The organism is Xanthomonas sp. MLO165 (assembly GCF_018831305.1).
Lineage (GTDB): Bacteria > Pseudomonadota > Gammaproteobacteria > Xanthomonadales > Xanthomonadaceae > Xanthomonas > Xanthomonas arboricola.
Genome location: NZ_CP029263.1, coordinates 335810 through 354217 on the forward strand (window position 1 = coordinate 335810; position 18408 = coordinate 354217).

The 18408-nt window shown below is 68.2% G+C and carries 16 protein-coding genes; 2 read left to right on the top strand and 14 right to left on the bottom strand.

Translation table 11 applies throughout. From position 1 onward, the window contains the following. Window positions 1-15 precede the first annotated feature (15 nt). From uraH to DGN21_RS01490, 7 genes are read right to left on the bottom strand one after another with little or no spacing between them, the layout of a single operon-like run. Window positions 16-375: a hydroxyisourate hydrolase gene (gene uraH / locus DGN21_RS01460; protein ID WP_126965442.1), complete on the bottom strand. Its 360-nt coding sequence runs from the start codon at window positions 373-375 to the stop codon at window positions 16-18. Then, window positions 345-1766, bottom strand: coding sequence for an FAD-dependent urate hydroxylase HpyO (gene hpyO / locus DGN21_RS01465; protein WP_126965441.1), 1422 nt, complete (start codon window positions 1764-1766; stop codon window positions 345-347). The genes uraH and hpyO overlap by 31 nt, the downstream gene beginning before the upstream one ends. Further along, window positions 1763-2254, bottom strand: a complete 492-nt coding sequence (uraD, locus tag DGN21_RS01470; RefSeq protein ID WP_016901424.1) for a 2-oxo-4-hydroxy-4-carboxy-5-ureidoimidazoline decarboxylase — start codon at window positions 2252-2254, stop codon at window positions 1763-1765. The genes hpyO and uraD overlap by 4 nt, the downstream gene beginning before the upstream one ends. After that, window positions 2251-2646 (bottom strand): oxalurate catabolism protein HpxZ, encoded by a 396-nt coding sequence (gene hpxZ, locus DGN21_RS01475; RefSeq protein WP_102250850.1) that lies wholly within the window; start codon window positions 2644-2646, stop codon window positions 2251-2253. Before hpxZ ends, uraD begins: the two co-directional genes overlap by 4 nt. Further along, window positions 2643-3533 (bottom strand): allantoinase PuuE, encoded by an 891-nt coding sequence (puuE, locus tag DGN21_RS01480; protein ID WP_104543825.1) that lies wholly within the window; start codon window positions 3531-3533, stop codon window positions 2643-2645. The genes hpxZ and puuE overlap by 4 nt, the downstream gene beginning before the upstream one ends. Beyond that, window positions 3530-4786, bottom strand: a complete 1257-nt coding sequence (locus tag DGN21_RS01485; protein ID WP_104553328.1) for an alanine--glyoxylate aminotransferase family protein — start codon at window positions 4784-4786, stop codon at window positions 3530-3532. The genes puuE and DGN21_RS01485 overlap by 4 nt, the downstream gene beginning before the upstream one ends. Beyond that, the gene (locus DGN21_RS01490) at window positions 4776-6047 is read right to left on the bottom strand and encodes an allantoate amidohydrolase (protein ID WP_126965440.1); all 1272 of its coding nucleotides are present in this window, start codon (window positions 6045-6047) and stop codon (window positions 4776-4778) included. Before DGN21_RS01490 ends, DGN21_RS01485 begins: the two co-directional genes overlap by 11 nt. Window positions 6048-6481: 434 nt before the next feature. On the opposite strand from DGN21_RS01490, the gene DGN21_RS01495 reads away from it, so the two are divergent. Next, window positions 6482-7375 (top strand): LysR family transcriptional regulator, encoded by an 894-nt coding sequence (locus DGN21_RS01495; RefSeq protein ID WP_024939822.1) that lies wholly within the window; start codon window positions 6482-6484, stop codon window positions 7373-7375. Window positions 7376-7690: 315 nt separating this feature from the next. Further along, window positions 7691-8890 carry an MFS transporter gene (locus tag DGN21_RS01500; RefSeq protein ID WP_126965439.1) on the top strand — a complete coding sequence of 400 codons (1200 nt, stop codon included), beginning with the start codon at window positions 7691-7693 and terminating at the stop codon, window positions 8888-8890. Window positions 8891-9210: 320 nt separating this feature from the next. On the opposite strand, the gene gvpU is transcribed toward DGN21_RS01500, so the two are convergent. From gvpU to DGN21_RS01535, 7 genes are all read right to left on the bottom strand, one after another. After that, the gene (gene gvpU / locus DGN21_RS01505) at window positions 9211-9669 is read right to left on the bottom strand and encodes a gas vesicle accessory protein GvpU (RefSeq protein WP_024939820.1); all 459 of its coding nucleotides are present in this window, start codon (window positions 9667-9669) and stop codon (window positions 9211-9213) included. Window positions 9670-9989: 320 nt separating this feature from the next. Then, window positions 9990-11570, bottom strand: coding sequence for a gamma-glutamyltransferase family protein (locus DGN21_RS01510; RefSeq protein ID WP_126965438.1), 1581 nt, complete (start codon window positions 11568-11570; stop codon window positions 9990-9992). After that, window positions 11570-13030 (bottom strand): AtzE family amidohydrolase, encoded by a 1461-nt coding sequence (locus tag DGN21_RS01515; protein WP_126965437.1) that lies wholly within the window; start codon window positions 13028-13030, stop codon window positions 11570-11572. The genes DGN21_RS01510 and DGN21_RS01515 overlap by 1 nt, the downstream gene beginning before the upstream one ends. A gap of 4 nt (window positions 13031-13034) precedes the next feature. After that, window positions 13035-14216 carry a nucleoside hydrolase gene (locus tag DGN21_RS01520; protein ID WP_126965436.1) on the bottom strand — a complete coding sequence of 394 codons (1182 nt, stop codon included), beginning with the start codon at window positions 14214-14216 and terminating at the stop codon, window positions 13035-13037. An 86-nt stretch (window positions 14217-14302) separates the two neighbouring features. Next, complete coding sequence (locus DGN21_RS01525; RefSeq protein WP_160954780.1) at window positions 14303-15874, bottom strand: adenosine deaminase; 1572 nt, start codon at window positions 15872-15874, stop codon at window positions 14303-14305. A gap of 501 nt (window positions 15875-16375) precedes the next feature. Beyond that, a complete protein-coding gene (locus DGN21_RS01530) occupies window positions 16376-17335 on the bottom strand; it encodes a PDR/VanB family oxidoreductase (protein WP_160954779.1) in 960 nt (319 codons plus the stop codon). 17 nt (window positions 17336-17352) lie between these two features. After that, window positions 17353-18405 (bottom strand): aromatic ring-hydroxylating dioxygenase subunit alpha, encoded by a 1053-nt coding sequence (locus DGN21_RS01535; protein WP_039511158.1) that lies wholly within the window; start codon window positions 18403-18405, stop codon window positions 17353-17355. Between the last annotated feature and the right edge of the window lie 3 nt (window positions 18406-18408).

Here is an 18408-nt window from a genome sequence, read left to right on the forward strand (position 1 = left end):
CGAACCGTCGGGCGCTCAGCTGCCGCGATAGGTGGAATATCCGTACGGCGAGAGCAGCAGCGGCACGTGGTAATGGCCGTCGTCGGCAATGCCGAACGCGATCGGCACCTGTTCCAGGAAGGGCGGGTCGGACAGTGCGGTTCCGGCCGCCCGCCAGTAGCCGGCCACCTCGAATTCCAGCCGGTAGCGGCCGGGTTGCAGCGTGAGTGCAGCCAGTTCGGGGCAGCGCCCGTCCTGGTTGGTGACCCCGTCGAAGTGCAGCGTGGCGCCGGCGAACAGGCGCAAGGCGATGCCGGCGGCGGGGCGGCCGGTGGCCGTATCCAGCACGTGGGTGGAGAGCGTGCTCATGCCACCGCCTGGGTCGGTTGCGGCCATTGGCCGATGAACTCGGGTTGGTCGTAAGCCAGGTAGCTGTCGACGATGGCCTGGCGGTCGTCCAGGAACAGCTGGTCGGCCACCGCGCGGGCCAGCCGCGGCAGCGCGACCTTGAGCCCGGACAGCGCCGCGGCCGACGGGCCGTGGTTGATCAGCGCCGAATAGTTGAAGGCGAACAAGCCGTGCAGCAGCGCGGCATCGTCGGGCGTGCGCGGCAGCAGTTCGAAGCCCGGGCCCAGGTAGGGGTGCGCATCCAGCACCGGATTAGCTTGGCCCGGCGGCGGCTGGTAGCGGTCGCCCCAGCAGGCGATGCGCCCGGACAGCGCGGCCAGTTCCGGGCGCAGTTGCGGGTCGGTGACCAGGCCGGTGGCAACGGCCAAAAAATCGAAGCGGTGCTCGCCCTGCGGCGTGCGCACCACCACCTCGCCATCGCGCTCGGCCACCTCCAGCCAGGGCGCGCCCAGGTGCAGCGCGAAGCCGGCATGCGCGCAGGCACGCTGGAAGGTGTCGTTGGTCGGCGGCTGGTTGTGTGCGAAGAAGCTGGCCATCATCCGGTACTTGTCCGCATCCGGCAGCGTCAGAAAGCGCGGGATGATGCCGGCCTGTTCCATGTGGCGGAATGGATTGATGCGCGGCAATGCGCTGCGGCGCACGAATACCTCGGCACTGGCGACGCCTTGATCCAGCGCGAAACAGGCATTGTCGAACGCGGAGGCGCCACCGCCCAGGATGCCCACGCGCTTGCCGGCCAGCGCGGCGAAGTCGATGTGGCCGGAGGTATGCGCATAGCGCTGTGCAGGCAGGGCGCCGCTGATCCAGTCCGGCACCATCCACTGGCCGCCGCCCTGGATGCCGGTGGCCAGGATCAGCTTGCGCGTCAGCAGCGGCGCGCCCATCGCCAGATGCAGGCGATGGATGCCCGGCGCCACGTCCGGCTCCACCCGCGCCAGCCGCGTGGCATTGCGCACCGGCAGACGCAGCACCGCGCGGTACCAGCGCAGGTAGTCCATCCAGCTGCCGCGCGGGATCTTGTCCAGCGCGTCCCAGCCAGCGCCGCCGTGTTGCGCCTCCCACCAGGCGCGAAAGGTCAGCGATGGCACGCCCAGGTCGATCGAGGTGATCTGCTTGGGCGTGCGCAAGGTCTGCATGCGCGCGTAGGTCACCCACGGGCCTTCCTGCCCGGCCGGGTTCTCATCGATGACCAGCAGGTTGTGCACGCGCTCGCGTTGCAGTGCGAACGCCGCGCCCAGGCCGCTTTGGCCGGCGCCGACGATGACCACGTCATACACATGCCCTGCCGGATGCACGCGCGGCTGCGTCCAGGCATCGCCGCCATGTGCCAGGCGTTGCAGGTCGTGGTGGAGCTCGCGTTCGAGTTGGGCCAGGCTCATGGCAGTGCCTCCAGGCGCAGTTGCACGATCTTGCCGATCTCGGCGAGGGCGGTGGACAGTTCTTCGCTGCGCGAGGCATCCAGCCGGCGTTCTAGCGCGGCGAGGATGCCGGCCTTGTCGTGCAGCCGCACGCAGATCACGAACGGAAATCCGAAGCGATGGCGATAGGCCTGATTGAGCGCGTGGAAGCGCTTGAATTCGGCTTCGCTGAGCCGGTCCAACCCGGCCGAGGCCTGCTCGGCGGCCGACGCGGCGGTGAGCGTGCGGTCGATCGCCGCCTTGCCGGCCAGCTCCGGATGCGCGCGGATCAACGCAACCTGGTCTTCCTGCGACGCGTCGAACACCACCTGCATCAGCCCGCGGTACACATCGGCGAACGGGCGCCGCCGTGCAGCGCGTTCGACCACCCACGGCGAATGCTCGAACAGCTCGCGGTAGCGCGCCACGAAGGCGGCATCGTCCAGCACGCTGTCGTCGATCACGCTCATGCATGCGTCCCCTGCAGCGACACATGCGCGGCCACCACTTTCCAGCCGTCGGCAAAACGCACCCAGCTCTGGCTCTGGCGGCCGCGCGCGCTGCTGCCGTCGCGGATAAATTCTGCATGCGTGGTGGCGAAGTCGTGGCCGAAGCCATGCACTTCCACATGTGCGAGCTGGCGCTGTGGCGAGCCGCCGCGGCCGATGCGGAAGGCGCGGATCGCCTCGATGCCGTACAGCACCTCGCCCACGCCGTAGCGGACCGTGCTGGGTGCCGGGTGGAACAGCGCATCCATTGCGGCGATGTCGTCGTCCATCAGGGCCTGTTCGTAGGCATGGAAGGCGGCGGTCACTTGCGCGATCACCTCGGGCAGGTCGATGTCGGCTGTGTCGATGCTCATGCCGGATGGACCTGCAGCCAATGCCGCGCAATATCGATGCGGCGCGCAATCCAGGCATCGCCGCTGGCCAACACGTGATCGACGAAACGTGCCAGGGCCGCCGCGCGCGCCGGCTTGCCGACGATGCGCCCGTGCAGGCCGACCGACAGCATGCGCCCGCCTTCGCTGCGCAGTTGCTCGAAGCCATCGCGCAGATAGCGGAAGAACGGCTCGCCATCGGCAAAGCCGTTGTAGGCGACGAATTTCATGTCATTGGCGTCCAGCGTGTACGGCACGATCAACTGCGCACGGCCGTGCCGGTGGTCGTAGTACGGCACATCGTCGGCGTAGCTGTCGGCATCGTAGACAAAGCCGCCTTCCTCGGCGACCAGCCGCGCGGTGTTGGGGCTGGTGCGGCCCTGGTACCAGCCGAGCGGGCGGCTGCCGGTGGCGCGGGTGTGCACGGCGATGGCTTCGGCGATATGCGCACGCTCGGTGGCTTCATCCACATGCTGGTAATCGATCCAGCGCAGGCCGTGGCTGGCGATCTCCCAGTCGGCGGCCTGCATCGCGGCGACCGCTTCGGGATTGGAGGCCAGCGCCTGCGACACGCCGAATACGGTCACCGGCACATTGCGCGCAGTGAACAGCCGGTGCAGCCGCCAGAAGCCGGCACGGCTGCCGTATTCGTACAGGCTTTCCATCGCCATGGCACGCGCGCCGGGCTGCGCTTGCGTGCCGACCATCTCCGACAGGAAGGCTTCCGAGCCGGCATCGCCGTTGAGCACGCAGTTTTCCGCGCCCTCTTCGTAATTGATGACGAACTGCACCGCGATGCGTGCGCCACCGGGCCACTGCGCTGCAGGCGGGGTGGCGCCATAGCCGACCAGGTCGCGCGCCGTGTTCATGCCTGCGGCTCCGCTTGCCAGGCCGCCAGTGCCGCTTCCACCGCCAGCCCTGGTGTGCAGGCGTAGCCTTCGGCGCGCAGCACCGCTTCCAGCGCGGCCAGGGTGATCAGTACCTTGTGCTTCATCGCGTTGTAGCCCATCGCGCCGATGCGCCAGATCCTGCCCTGCAACGGCCCGAACGCGGTACCGATCTCGATCTCGAAATCCTCGCGCATGCGCCGGCGCACCGCATCGCTGTCGATGCCGTGCGGAATCACCACGCCGGTGACATTGGTCATGCGGTGCGCATCGTCGCCGAACACCTCCAGCCCCAGCGCGCGGATGCCGGCACTCACCGCACGCCCGGCGGCGGCGTGGCGGGCGAAGCGGGCGTCCAGGCCTTCCTGCAGCGCCACGCGTGCGCATTCGCGCGCGCCGTACAACATGGTGGTGGCTTCGGTGTGGTGATTGAGGCGCTTGTCCGACCAGTAATCCATGATCATCGCCAGATCGAAATAATTCGAGGCGATGCGCGGCCCGCTGCCGTTGACGATGTCCTCGCGCACGATGCCGCGCTCGACATGGCGACGCGCGAAGATCGCCTCGGCCGCCGCGTCGGAGACGGTAATCGGCGCCGAGCCGGACGGCCCGCCCAGGCATTTCTGCAGCCCGCCGGTGACCACGTCCACGTCCCAGCGATCGCTGGCGATGGGCATGCCGCCGATGGTGGCGGTGGCATCGACGTAACTCAGCGCGCCGGCCGCGCGGCACAGCGCGCCGAGGCCATCCAGCGGCTGGGCCATGGTGGTGGAGGTGTCGCCATGCACGGTAGCGACCAATTTGGGTGCCACGCGCTCGATCGCCTCGGCGATTGCAGCAAGCGGCACCACCTCGCCCCAGGGCGCATCCACGGTGTGCACGTCGGCACCGAGCCGGCCCAGGATCTCGGTGAGCAGCAGGCCGAAGCGGCCGAAGTTGATCACCAGCACGCGGTCGCCCGGGCTGACCAGCGACACCAGCGCCGCCTCGATGCCGGCGCGCGCGGTGCCGTCGACCAGAAACGTCCAGCGATTCTCGGTGCCGAACAGCGGCCGGTACAGCGCCATCACCTCGTTCATGTAGGTGGTCATTTCCGGATCGAACTGGCCGAGCAGATCGGCGGCCATCGCACGCAGCACGCGCGGATGCGCATTGACCGGGCCCGGGCCCATCAACAGCCGTTGCGGGGGATCGAGCTCGCCGAAGGTGTGCAGGTGACGCAGATCAGGTGACAAGGGGATCTCCCAGGTGTTCGATGAAGTGGCGCATGACCGCCAGTGCGAGCTCGGCATCGGCCGGGGCCACGTGTTCGTCCGGATGATGGCTGATGCCGCCGGCGCAGCGCACGAACAGCATCGCGGTGGGGCAGAGCGCGGCCATCACCATCGCATCGTGGCCGGCGCCGGACACCAACTGGCGCGGCGCGACGCCTTGTGCGGCGACTGCGTGTTGCAGACGGGTCATCAGTGCCGGTGCGCAGGGGCTGGCGGCCAGCGTCTGCAATGGGTCGATGGCGATGGCGATGTTGCGGGTTTTGCTGATACGGGCCAGTGCGCGTTCGATTTCCAGCACTGCCGCATCGCGCGTTGCATCGTCGCCGGCACGCACGTCCAGCGTGCAGTCCACCCGGCCGGGCACCACGTTGGTGGCACCGGGTGCGACCTGCAGCTTGCCGACCGTGGCGACCAGGTCGTCGCTGCCGGCGCGTGCAATCCCTTCGATCGCCAGCAGGGCCTCGGCAGCGGCGCTCAATGCATCGCGACGCAAGGCCATGGTGGTGGTGCCGGCGTGGCCGGCGCGGCCGTCGAAGCGCAGGGCGAAGCGCCGCTGCGCGGCGATCGCGGTGACGATGCCGACCGGCAGGCCTTCGGCTTCCAGCACCGGGCCTTGTTCGATATGGGTTTCCAGATAGGCCAGCACGCTGCCGGGCGCGCGTGCGGCGTGTTGTAGGTGCGCGATGTCCAGATCCCAGTCGGCCAGCGCGCTGGCCACGTCGGTGCCGGCCGCGTCGGTGACCGCCAGCGTGGCGGGGTCGAGCGTGCCGGCGACGGCGCGGCTGCAGAACATCGAGGCAGGAAAGCGCGACCCTTCCTCATCGCCGAAGGCGATCACCTCGATCGCGAACGGCAGGCGCCGCCCTTGGGCGTGCAGCGCGGCGACGCATTCGATGCCGAGCAGGATGCCGAGCGGGCCGTCATAGCGCCCGGCATCGCGCACGCTGTCCAGATGACTGCCGATCAGCAGCGCAGGTGCGTCGGCATGCGCGCCTTCGTAACGCCCGATCAGGTTGGCCGCTGCGTCCAGACGCACCTGCATGCCGGCCTGGCGCATCCATTCGCCCACCTGTGCGACGGCGGCGCGATGCGCCGGGCTGAGCCAGGCGCGGAACAGCCCGCCGGGTGTGTCGCTGTAGGGCGGAACACCCAGGGCGTCGCAGCGGCCGACCGCGCGTGCGCCCGAGCTGTGGACGGGTGAGCGGCGTTGCGCGCTCAGCATTGGGGGCCGTGCGGGGGTGTTGTTTCAACGCAGCTGCCAGGACCGCGATGCGACAGGGACTGATGCATGGAGCCTCCGCAGGCGGTGTGGAAAGGGGGCGGATATCGCCAACGTTGGTCGCCTCGCAGCAATGGCATCAGGTGCTTGCGCGGCCGGCGGCGGCCGTCGAATCGACTATACGAACCGGCCCCGTCACCCCAAAGCGGTTTTTTTAGGGTTGGGCGTTGCAAAAAATGCGACGGGCAGCTCGTGGCCGGCGTTGTTCCGTCTCCCTCCGAGAGAAGCTGCCCGAAGGGCGGATGCGGGTGCGGCAGCGTCGAGATAGCTGAGCAGCCGTAGCCTCACCCCAACCCCTCTCCCGCAAGAGCGGGGCTTTGGGATTCCTTTTTCACCGGCTGCTACAGTCATGTGGATTCCATGAAAGAGATTCACCAATGGCGCGCGACAACTTCAAGGACCTTCTGGCGCTGATCGCCATCGTTCGCGAGGGCAGCTTTACCCGCGCTGCCGCCAAGCTGGGCGTTTCGCAGTCGGCGCTGAGTCACACCATCCGCGGGCTGGAAGCGACGCTGGGTCTGCGCCTGCTGACCCGCACCACGCGCAGCGTGGCGCCGACCGAAGCCGGCGAGCGGCTGATCCAGACGGTGGCGCCGCGCTTTGCCGAAATCGAGGAGGCGCTGTCTGCGCTCGGCGAAATGCGCGACACGCCCGCAGGCACCGTGCGCATCACCGCCACCGACTACGCCGCGCGCGCGATCCTGTGGCCCAAGCTGTCCAGGCTGCTGCGCGACTACCCAGAGATCAAGGTCGAGATCGTGGTCGACAACGGCCTGACCGACATCGTTGCGGACCGTTACGACCTGGGTGTACGGCTGGGCGACCAGGTGGAAAAGGACATGATCGCCGCGCGCATCGCACCGGACATGCGCATGGCCATCGTCGCCGCGCCGTCCTATTTCGCGCGTCGGCCCATCCCCAAGACGCCGCAGGATCTCACCGCGCACAGCTGCATCAACCTGCGCATGAAGACCGCCGGTGGCATCTACGCCTGGGAGCTGGAAAAGGACGGCCGCGAAGTCATCGTGCGCGTGGATGGCCAGCTGACCTTCAACGGCACCTACGAAGCGCTGGACGCGGCGGTGGATGGCTTCGGCATCGCGTTCGTGCAGGAGGATCTGGCGCGCCCGCATATCAAGGCCGGACGGCTGCGCTGGGTGATGAAGGACTGGTCGCCGACCTGGCCGGGCTTGCACGCGTTCTATCCCAGCCGCCGCCATTCCTCGTCCGCCTTCAACCTCGTCGTGGATGCGCTGCGCTACAAGGGTTGAGGGTCCGCGCCAGGCAGAGGCGCTCGACGCAGGCAAGTGGTTGATGAGCGGGCTTCATAAGCCCGTGCGCATCCGCCATCTTTATCGCTGTTCACGGCCTGCGTAAGCTGCAGCACATCCAGACACGCACACGCCCGAGCCGCAGCGCCCGTTGCTGCATTGCGCCCGTCGTGCGTCGCTGCGCTGACAGGTCGATGCAGTGCATCGCTGCCTGCGGCGCATCCCCTCCGAACACCAGGTTCGCGATCAAGCGCGGCGTCAGCGCGCTTGCGGCGTGGCGTTCGTCTCGCATTCCACTTCGCACAAAGGCTCCACATGCAAGCCAGTTCGCTCGCTACCGATCCATCCTCGCGCGCCGCAGCCGTCGCAACCCGCCAGACCTGGAGCGCGGTCGGCTCGATGTCGCTCTGCGTTGCGCTGCTGATCGCCTCCGAATTCATGCCGGTCAGCCTGCTTACGCCGATCGCCGCCGATCTGCACGCCAGTGCCGGCATGGCCGGCCAGGCGATCTCGATCTCCGGCCTGTTCGCGGTGGTCGCCAGCCTGCTGATCGCACCGCTGTCGTCGCGCTTCAACCGGCGCCATGTGTTGATCGCACTGACCGGGGTGATGCTGTTGTCGCTGCTGTTGATCGCCAATGCGCACAGCTTCGGCATGTTGATGGTGGCGCGCGCGTTGCTCGGCATCACCATCGGCGGCTTCTGGGCATTGTCCACCGCCACGGTGATGCGCATCATGCCCGAGCATGCGGTGCCCAAGGCGTTGGGCATCGTGTTTATCGGTAACGCAGTCGCTGCTGCATTCGCCGCGCCATTGGGCAGCTATCTGGGCGCCACCATCGGCTGGCGCGGGGTGTTCTGGGGCATGTTGCCGTTGGTTGCGCTGACCATCGCCTGGCAATGGCGCAGCCTGCCATCGATGCCCGCACAGGGCACAACTTCGCTGAGCGGCATCGTCACGTTGTTGAAGCGTCGCTATGTTGCGCGCGCCATGCTCGCGGTGATGCTCGGATTTGCCGGTGCGTTTTCTGCCTTCACCTACTTCCGCCCGTTTCTGGAAACCGTTGCGCAGGTCGATGTGTCGCAACTGTCGTTGCTGCTGCTCGGCCTGGGCCTGGCCGGATTCGTCGGTACCTATGCCGCCACCGCGTTGGTGCCGAAGCGCTTGTTCACCCTGCTCAGCGTACTGCCGGTCGCACTGGGTGTGGCGACCATCGGCATGCTGCTGGCCGGTCACCTGGTGTGGGCCGTGGCCGTGGCGATGATTGCCTGGGGCACGCTCAACGCGGCGATGCCGGTGGCCTGGTCCACCTGGTTGAGCCGCTGCGTCAAGGACGCACCGGAGAGCGGTGGCGGCCTGATGGTTGCCGCAATCCAGCTCTCCATCATGCTGGGCGGGGCCGCAGGCGGCGTGCTGCTGGATCATGTGTCGATCGGCGCCACCTTTGTCGGTGCCAGCGTGTTGCTGTTGGCCGCGTCACTGGTTGCAGGGCGTGGCGATCGCTTACAGCCGTGAGCGATGGCGATCGCACGATGCGGCGCGCATTGCGCGGACGTCGGCCCGTGCCACGCAACGACGCCAGAGGCAGTGCTTGGCTCCCTCTCGCGGCGCACACCCAAGGTGTCTGCGTAGGTATTGCCGCATGGCCGGTGCTGCTGCCATCGAGCAGCGCCGGTCTGATGCCGAGAGACAACGGAAAACGTTGGCGAGCGCACCGTTGTCAGCAAGCGCAAGCGCGTGTGGCTGTTGTGCCGTCGTGGCGGACTCCTGGCGTTATCTCCAACAGTCCGATGTGAGATGACGAGCACCTCACACCAACGCGGAACTTGTCAGGCTCAATCGGCCGACAGCGATCCCAGGGTGAAGCCGGACACGGCATTGACCTTGCCGCGCCAGAGCACACCACGGTTGCTGGGCAGGGGCTGGCCGCCGGGCGAGAAGCAACGCGAGTCGATCAGGTGAATGAACTGCGGCGGCCGGCTGCTTTGCTGCGCATCTTCCTCGGTGTCGTAGATGCTGGCGTGGCTGGCAAACGCACGACGGATATCCTCTTTTTCCTCGGCATCGCCGGGGTAGGCGGCAGAGAATTCCTGCGCAAACGCCTCGAAGTACTGCTTGCCGCTGACCAGCTGGCCGGACACGATGATGCCCTCGACAAACAGCGTGATGCCGAACTGCACGTTCGAGCTGTTGACCGTTGCGACCAGCTTCTGCAGATACCAATCCAGGCTCTGGCCGTCGAACGCCAGCTTGACGTCTTCCAGGCTGGGTTGGTTGTCTTCTTGCTCTGTCATATGGCTCTCCTTGGTGGAAGGGTTGATGCGTCTGTCGAAATAAGCACGGCGACGTAGCTTACCCATCGCCATGCATGCCCAAGAAAGCAGGTGCGTCCTGTCCGGTGAACGGCGTGGTTGAGTCCGCCATCGTCGCCTTGGAGAGCATGCCCAGAGTCTATGACATGTTCACCTTGTCGGCCTGCAACTGGCTGCAGTCTCGGTCCTGCGCGCTAGCCGGTGCTGGCGTGCAAGCACGCTCTGACCCGATCGCCTGATTGGCGGGCAGGGATGTCTGCCCGTCACCACGCAGGCGCAGCAAGCATCACCACGCCCGACCATCACCACCCAGCCACCGCACCATCGGATCGCGGATCGCTTGCTCCGCTGATCACGCCATCGGCCTCGCGCACCAGCGCGCCTGCGTGTCCCATCACCGAGCTGTAGGCGGGCAACAGGTCCACCGCATGCCCGGCATCGCGCAGTGCCTGCACCAGTGCCGGATCGAAGCGGTCTTCCAGCTTGAGTGATGTGCTCTCTTCGCCCCAGGTGCGTCCCAATAACCAGCGTGGTGCGGTGATGGCCTGTTGCAGCGACACGCCGAAACGCGCGTAGCGGGAGAAGATCGCCGCCTGGGTTTGTGGCTGGCCTTCGCCACCCATGGTGCCGTAGGCCATGACGCGGCCGTCGTCGAAGGTGGCCAGCGCCGGGTTGAGGGTGTGGAAGGGTTTACGGCCCGGGGCGAGTGCGTTCCAGCCGTCGGGGGCAAGGCGGAAACTGCAGCCGCGGTTTTGCCAGGTGATGCCGGTGCGTGGCAGCACCAGACCGGAGCCGAATTCGAAATAGGTGGACTGGATGCAACTGACCGCGCGGCCGTGCGCGTCGATGGCGCCGAACCAGACGGTGTCGCCGGCCTGCGAGGGCTGCGGCCAGGGGAGCGCGCTGCGCATGTCGATGCGTGCGGCGAGCGCATCGAGTGCGCCACTGTCATCGAGCAGCGCCTGTGCGTCCAGCGTCATCCAGTCGGGGTCGCCGAGGTGTGCGTCGCGGATCAGGAAGGCCTGTTTGCTGGCTTCGATCAGGCCGTGGAGGTGCGCATAGCTGTCGGGCTGTGCGACCTGCAGGCGATCGAACAAGGCAAGGATCAGCAGCGAGGCCAGGCCTTGCGTGGGCGGTGCGTGGTTGTAGAGGCGCGCACCACGAATGGCGACCGAGAGCGGTACGCTGGCGTCGGCACGGTGGCTAGCAAGATCGTGCGCGCGTAGCGGGCTACCGAGCGCCTGCAGGTCGGCGGCGATGTCGTCGGCCAATGCGCCGCGATAGAAACTGTCCAGGCCGTGGTCGGCCAGCCGCTGCAGGGTATGTGCGAGCTGCGTCTGATACAGCAGTGCGCCTTCGTGCAGCGGAGTGCCGTGGGGTTCGAAGATGTCCGCGTAGGCACCGGGTTGCACTCGCAGCTCGACCCCCTTGCTGGTGGCGATGTGCGCACCGCCCAGCGTCACCGGCACGCCGGCGCTGGCGTGGTGGATGGCGTCCTGCAACAGGCGCTGCAGCGACAGGCCGCCGCCTGCGTGCTGCAGGGCAAGCGCCCAGCCGGCGACGGTGCCGGCGACGGTATTGGCCGCGCCCGGGCCGCGCCACGGAATGCTGCTGTGGCCGCGATAGAACTCCAGTGTTGCAGCCTGTGCGGCACGGCCGCAGGCGTCGATGGCGTGCACGCGGCCGTCGGGATCGTGGATCAGCCAGAAGCCGTCGCCACCGATACCGGTCATGTGCGGATAGACCACGGCCAGGCAGGCGGCGGTGGCGACGGCCGCTTCGATGGCATTGCCGCCGTCGCGCAGCACATCGCGCCCGGCCTGTGCGGCCAGATGGTGCGGGGCCACGACCACGCCGCGGCGCGCGCGCAAGGTGTGCAGCATCAGCACGTCTCCGCCGGTGGGCTGAAGGCCAGCAGGCCGTCGCGTTCGAGTTGCGCGGCGAGCGCGAACAGGCGGTCTTCGCGGCCGGGTGCGGCAATCAGCTGCACGCCCAGCGGCAGGCGACCGGGGCGCGGCAACGGCGCGGCCAGCACCGGGCAGGCGGCCAGGCCGAGCGGCTGGGTGAAGATCCCCAGGTTGGCGCGTGCGGACACCGGCAGGCCGTCGATCTGGATGGTGTCCTGGTCGATGCGCGGCGCCACGCAGGGTGTGGCCGGGGCGATCAACACATCCACCTCGTCCCAGAGGCGCTGCATGGCGGCGCCAAACCACTGCGCGAAGCGGTGCGCATCGGCCACCGCGCTGGCTGGCAGTTGCAGGCCGGCGAGCAGGCGGTCGCGGGTGGCCGGGTCGAACCGCTCGGCCTGCGTGCTCAGGCCGGCGCGATGGCGGTGGCCGCCCTCGGCGGCGGTGAGCACGAAGGCGGCGGCGCGGGCGCGTTCTGCTTCGGGTAATTCGATGAGGGTGTTGCTGTTGCAGGCGGTCAGCAACGTGCCGAGGCCGGCATCCAGCTCGGGATCCAGGTTGCGCTGGAACCAGCCGCCCAGGCGGGCGATGCGCAGGCTGCCGGCATTGCACGACGCCAGCGGCTGACCGAGCATGACTTCATGGACGCGGCGCAGGTCGGCGATGGAGCTGGCGAACGGGCCGACCACATCCAGCGCATCGACGAAGCCGAACACGCCATCCAGCGGCAATGCGCCGTGCGTGGGGCGCAGGCCGTATACGCCGCATAGCGCGGCCGGGACGCGGATGGAGCCGTTGGTGTCCGAGCCCAGCGCGAACGGCACCAGCCCGGCGGCCACCGCGGCGGCCGAACCGCCCGACGAGCCACCGGCCAGATGACGGTGATCGTGCGGGTTGGCGGTGGTGCCGTAGTGCGCGTTGACGGTGGCGAAGCCGTAGGCGAATTCGTCCATGTTGGCGGTGCCGACCAGCACCGCGCCGGCGTCGCTCAGCCGTTGCACCACGGCCGCATCGCGGCTGGCGGGCGCGCACTGCGCGCGCATGACGGCGCCAGCGGTGGTGACCTGTCCGGCGACGTCGAACAGATCCTTGACCACGAACGGCACCCCGGCCAAGGCACCGCCGTCGCTGCCGCCGGCCAGCGCGGCCTGCACGCGCGCGGCATCGGCGGCGGCGCGTGCGGGCAGCAGGCGGGTGATCGCGCGCAGGCTGTCGTTGGCCTGGTTGATGCGCGTGAGCGTCTGCGTGGCAAGGCGTGCGGCCAGGGTGGGCTGGCTGTGGGTGGTGCTGACGATGGAGGCGATCAGCCCGCGCGGCGTGGTGGTGTCCGGTGCGGCGGGGCGCGGCGCGTTGAAGCTGGCGAGCAGCTGCGCGTGGCCACGCAGGACCTCGGTATTGCGATCGATGCCGGCCTGCCACTGCGCTGGGAGTTGCATGGGGTCACCTGGTTGGAAGCGGGGATTCGCTAGTCGGGAGTCGGGATTGGGATGCCGCAGCCTCATCCGCGCCTCGGGCAGCTTCTCCCGAGGGGAGAGGGGGGAGCGGCAAGCCGACTGCTGGTGGTTGCGGCGCGGTGAGGTGGTCTACCAGCAGCTGTTCGAACGCTTCGATATCCACCGCGTGCACCACGGTCTGCGCCTGCTCGCCCAGGCCCGGCTGGTACCCCGGTGCCCACGACAGGATGTCGCCGTAGCCGGCATCGAAGGCGGTGTTGGTATCGACGTAGAGCGTCTCGGTCCGTGTCGCCAGCTCGGGCCGCAGCCATACCGCAGTGGCCAGTTCGTCCCACATCGGAAAACCCGGTTCGCGGCGGCGCAAGGCATGGCCGATGCTGGTATCGGCCGCGCTCATGCGCGCCAGCAGGTCGGGCGTGAGTTCGGTCGCGGTCGATGGATCCACCGGCACCATGGTGATCCTGCGCCAGGGGGCGCGCATGACGATGCTGGCCGCTTCCGGATCCCAGCGGATATTGAATTCGCGGCGTGGCGAGTTGACGAACTCGCGCGCGAACTGCTGCGCGCTGATGCTGTTGCGTTGCTGGCGTGGGTTGAGGCTGCCGCCCATGTAGACCAGCTCGCGCGCCAGCGTGGCGAAGGCCGGATCCAGCGATTGCGCAAGCGCCAGATTGGTCAACGGGCCGGTGGCAATGATGCTCACCTCGCCCGGATACTGGCGCACCATGCGCAGCATGAACAACGCAGCCGGCTCGTCGGACGCGCGCACCACGCTGGGATTGCCCAACGGCAGGTCGGGCACCACGTCGTGGGCGTGATAACGCGGCGCGCTTTGCACGGTATCGCCATCCACCCAGTGCCTGGTCCAGGCACCTTTCCAGACCAGCTTGCCGTAGAGCGCTTCCCAGCGCTCAGTGGCCAGTTCGCTGTTGAGCAACGGATGCACCGGGCCGGGCAGCACCGGGATGTCGGGGTGACCAGCCAATTCCAGCAGTCGGCAGCTATGCGCCAGCACTTCGTCGCGCCAGATGTTGCCGCTGACCGCGCTGATGCCCAGCACCTCGACCTCGGGCGACTGCAACAGCAGCAGCTGCGCGGGTGTGAAGCCGTCGATGTCGTCTTCGAGAATGACGCGGCGTCTGGATGAAGTGGCGTGCGGGTCGGTCATTGCGTTTTTGTCGTGGAAGGTTGAATGCATTGCAGCGGCGATGGATCGAGGGCGTTGGTAGGAGCGTGCCTGCGCGCGACGGGGGGTTACCGGTAAAGCCCGTTCGCGCTCTGGCGCGCTCCTGCATTCAACAACGTGCGCTCGTACTGGGCCAGGTCGGTTTCCAGCTGCCATTGCAGCCGGGCCTTCTCGCTACCCTGGCGGAATGCGCGACAGGCAGCATCATCGGTTTCGCGCTGCAACGCAGTGGCGCAGGCCTGCGCAGCGTTACCGCCGGCATCCCACAGGCTGGTGCCCGGCAGGAAGCTGTAGGTCAGGCCGTTGCGGGCGAGCTGTTTGAGGGTGGGGTAATCGATGCCCTGTTCCTGCATCGCGCGTTGATATTCGTGGGTCATGTCCGCGCGGGAGACGCCGGCATCGTCGGTGGACAGCACCACCGGCACGCCGGCGCGCAGATACATCGCCAGCGGATGTGCGGGGCCTTTGACGCCAAGAATCACATCGTTGCTGGTGAGGTTGATCTCCACCGCAACCTGCTGGCGGCGCATGCGCTGCAGCAGGCCGTCGGCGTCGTCTTCATAAGGCAGGTCCACGCCATGACCGATGCGGCGCGCACCGGCGTCCACCGCCTGGCGGATATGCGAGCGCAGTTGCGCCGGCGGCACCAGGCCCAGGGCCAGCTCGCCGGCATGCAGGGACAGCGGCACGTCGGGGTAGTGCGCGGCGAAGAACCGGAACATCGCCATGTGCCGCGCGTAATCGGCCAGTGCCACCGGGTTGTCTTCGGGCGCGACGATGTTCAACGCCACCGCGCGGCTGCCGCCGGCGGCGATCAGCGCATGCGCCAGCGCCATCTGCCCGAACACCATCGGCTGCGGCAACACGCGCAGCACGTAAGGCACGTAGCGGTAGGTGACCTGGCAGCCGGGACGCGCATCGGGCTGGTCGCAGTGCAGCACGCGGCGCACCTGGGCATCGGTGTCGGCAAGCGCGCGCTGTGCGGCCTGCACCAGCGGTGGCAAGGCATCCTGCAAGGCGCGCAGGTTGGCCGCATCGTCGTCGCCCTTCCAGGGCAAGGACTGCATCTGTTTTGCGGCCTGATCCATCTGCGGCGGGTTGGCGATGATTTCCACATAGGGCACGCGGTCGCGTGCGGCCTGCTCCAGCACCGCGGCCACGGTGTCGGCAACGCGCGTGCGCACCACCGCGTCGAACTTGCCGAAGGTGCCGAAGAACTGATCGTGTCCGGTGGGTTGCGACGGGCTGGGCAGGAACTTGCGCATCGACAAGGCATCCACCACCCGGCCATACAGCGCGGCATTGCGTGTTGCAAGGTCGCGTGCCGGCTCCTGGCCGTTGCCACACGGCGGCGCGCGCAGGCTCAGGTCGTCCAGCTGCACGCAGGCGCCATCCTCGCTGGCCCACTGCAGGTAGTCCTCGGCATACACCGAGCCGGACAGATGGTTATGCAGGTCGCCGCCCTTGGGCATCGCCTGCAGCCAGGCACGCAGCTGCGCAGGTTGATCGGCGGCGGTGCGCAGCAGCTGCGCCACCTGCTGCTCGCGTTGCTGTGCAGGGGTGGCTTGGCTGCGTGCCTGTGCGGCGGTGGGCAACAGCAGGCATAGCGCCACAATCAGACTGCGATGAACGATGGACATGCGATGGAAAGCTCGAAAAGAACGGCAATGGCGCAATCACGCCGGTAGATGCGAAGCATGCCTTGCATGCGTGGTGGACGGCCAGCACTGGAGTGGGTTTTTGCTGGTGCTGAAGCTCGTATCGGTGGGTGGACGCCTGGGCGAGGTTGCAAGGCGGCTTAGTGCTGCATGAGGCGACGCGCCACCAGCAATGCCTGCGGATCGACAAGCGCTGCTTCGTCGCTTGCGAATCTCCCGCAGCGTCCTGCACATCGGCACACCAGGCCTGACGCGGCACATCAGCGCAGCGCAGGCAAGCGCGCTGCAGCGACCAGGCCGTTTCCGGCAGCGGGCACGCGATGTACGGGTGATGCGCTGCGGCCGCGCGCAGGTCATGACGATCGGCGGCACAACGCATGCTCATCTGCAGTGCTCACCAATCGCACCGGCAGGACCATCGTCATGAGGCAATGGCCGCACTCGCGGCAGCGCTGCACAGGCATCCGCCGCACACAGGCCGCCTCAAAGATCCAGCACCAGCCGCGGGGAGCGGCTACGCGAACAGCACAGCGTGATCTGCCGGTTCTGCGCGTGTTCGCTGTCGCTGAGCACACTGTCGCGGTGATCGGGGGTGCCCGCCAGAACGCCGGTCAGGCAGGCGCCGCACATGCCCTGCTCGCAGGACAGCGGCACCTCGATGCCGGCGTCCAGCAGGGCGCTGGCGATGCTGCAGCCGGCCGGCACCTGCACCACGCGGCCGCTGGCGGCCAGCTCCACTTCGAAGGCGCTGTCGGCAGCGTGGGCGATGCCGGGCTCTGCGGCGGCGAAGTGTTCGCGGTGCAGTTGCTCCGCCGTCCAGCCGTGCGCCCTGGCAAGCAGCGTGTAGTGGTCCATGAAGGCGGCCGGCCCGCACAGGTACAGCTGGTCGCGCGCACGCGCCTGGCCCAATTCCTCGGGCACATGCACGCGCGGGCTCTCGCCGCCGTCGCTCAGATGCACCTGCACCTGGCCGTGCGCGAAGCCCTGCTGCAGCCGCTGCCCGAACGCCACGTCGGCGTGCCGGCGGGCGTAGTAGTGCAGCACGAAGGGTTCGCCGCGCGCTTCCAGCGCTTCGGCCATCGACAGCAGCGGGGTGATGCCGATGCCGGCGGCTAGCAGCACGTGGCGCTCGCCCGGATGCAGCGGAAACAGGTTGCGCGGTGTGGAGATACGCAGGCGGTCGCCGGTGCTCAGCTGCTCGCACAGATGCCGCGAGCCGCCGCGCGAGGCGTCGGCCAGCTTCACGCACAGCAGGTAGTGGTCGCGCACATGCGGTGCGCTGGCGATCGAGTACTGGCGGATCATGCCGTCGGGCAGATGCAGGTCCACATGCGCGCCGGCCTCGAAGGCCGGCAATTCCGCGCCGACCGGCTCCAGCCGGATCGCGCGCTGGCGATGGCCCTGGTCGAAGACCTCGGCAACGCGGACCTCGTGCAACTGCATGGCGTGCTCCTTGGCGGTCAGCGCAGGAAGAAGTCGCTATAGCCCTGGCTGCGCAGGCCACGGCGATAGGCGATGGAACTGCGGTCGGCCGGGATATGCACTTCCAGCAGCGGGTCCAGCGGCAGGTATTCCGGGCGCTGCGCCTCGACCATGGCGCGGTCTTCCTCGAACACGCGCAGGTTGAAGGCGTGCACGTCCTCCACCGGCAGATGGGTGTCGAAGTTGCGCGCGATCGGCACCAGCAGGCGCGTCTTGTGCTTAGACACCGGGCTGGCTGCGTTCATGATCACCAGCCGCTTGCCCGGCACCGGGAAGTGGATGGTGAGGGTGGCGGTGAACGGCAGATGCACCTCGAAATGGCGCAGCCACTGGAAATCCGGGTCCACGTCCGGCAGCGGCATGTCCACCGAATAGTTGGCCACCGAGCTCAGGTAGTCGGCATTGAAACCGGTCGGCGTCTCGGTGGTGGTGTAGGCCGGCACCTCGCGCTTGTCCGGCTGGGCAAAGGTGGCGGTGTGCACGAAGGCGAAATGCGCCACGTCGATGAAGCCCTCCAGCTGGCGCGCGGCACTGCCGCCGATGTCGAAGGCCGGGCAGACGATCTGCTGGAAGCCGTCCTCGTCCCAGCCGGGCATCGGCGGAATCTGCACCTCGGCCGCGCTGACGCCAGCCGGTTTGGCCAGGCACACCCAGATCAACCCGTAGCGCTCGGCCACCGCGTAGGTGTGCAGGCGCATCTTGGCCGGGATGTTCTGGCTGGGGCTGGCGGGGATGTGGTTGCAGCGCCCGCCCGAACCGAAGCGCAGCCCGTGGTAGGCGCAGACCACGCCGCCGCCATCGGCGGTGCCCATGCTCAGCGGCACGCCGCGGTGCGGGCAGACATCGCGCGCGGCCACCAATTCCTCGCCCAGCCGGTACAGCACCAGCGGCTCGTCCAGCAGGGTGGCCTTGAACGGCGCCTGCCCGACCTCGCTGCTCAGCGCCACCGCGTGCCAGTGCTGGGCCAGGCGCTGCCAGTCGGCGGCCTCGAAGGTGCAGTGCAGCGGCAGGGCGGGGACGGCGACATCCATGGG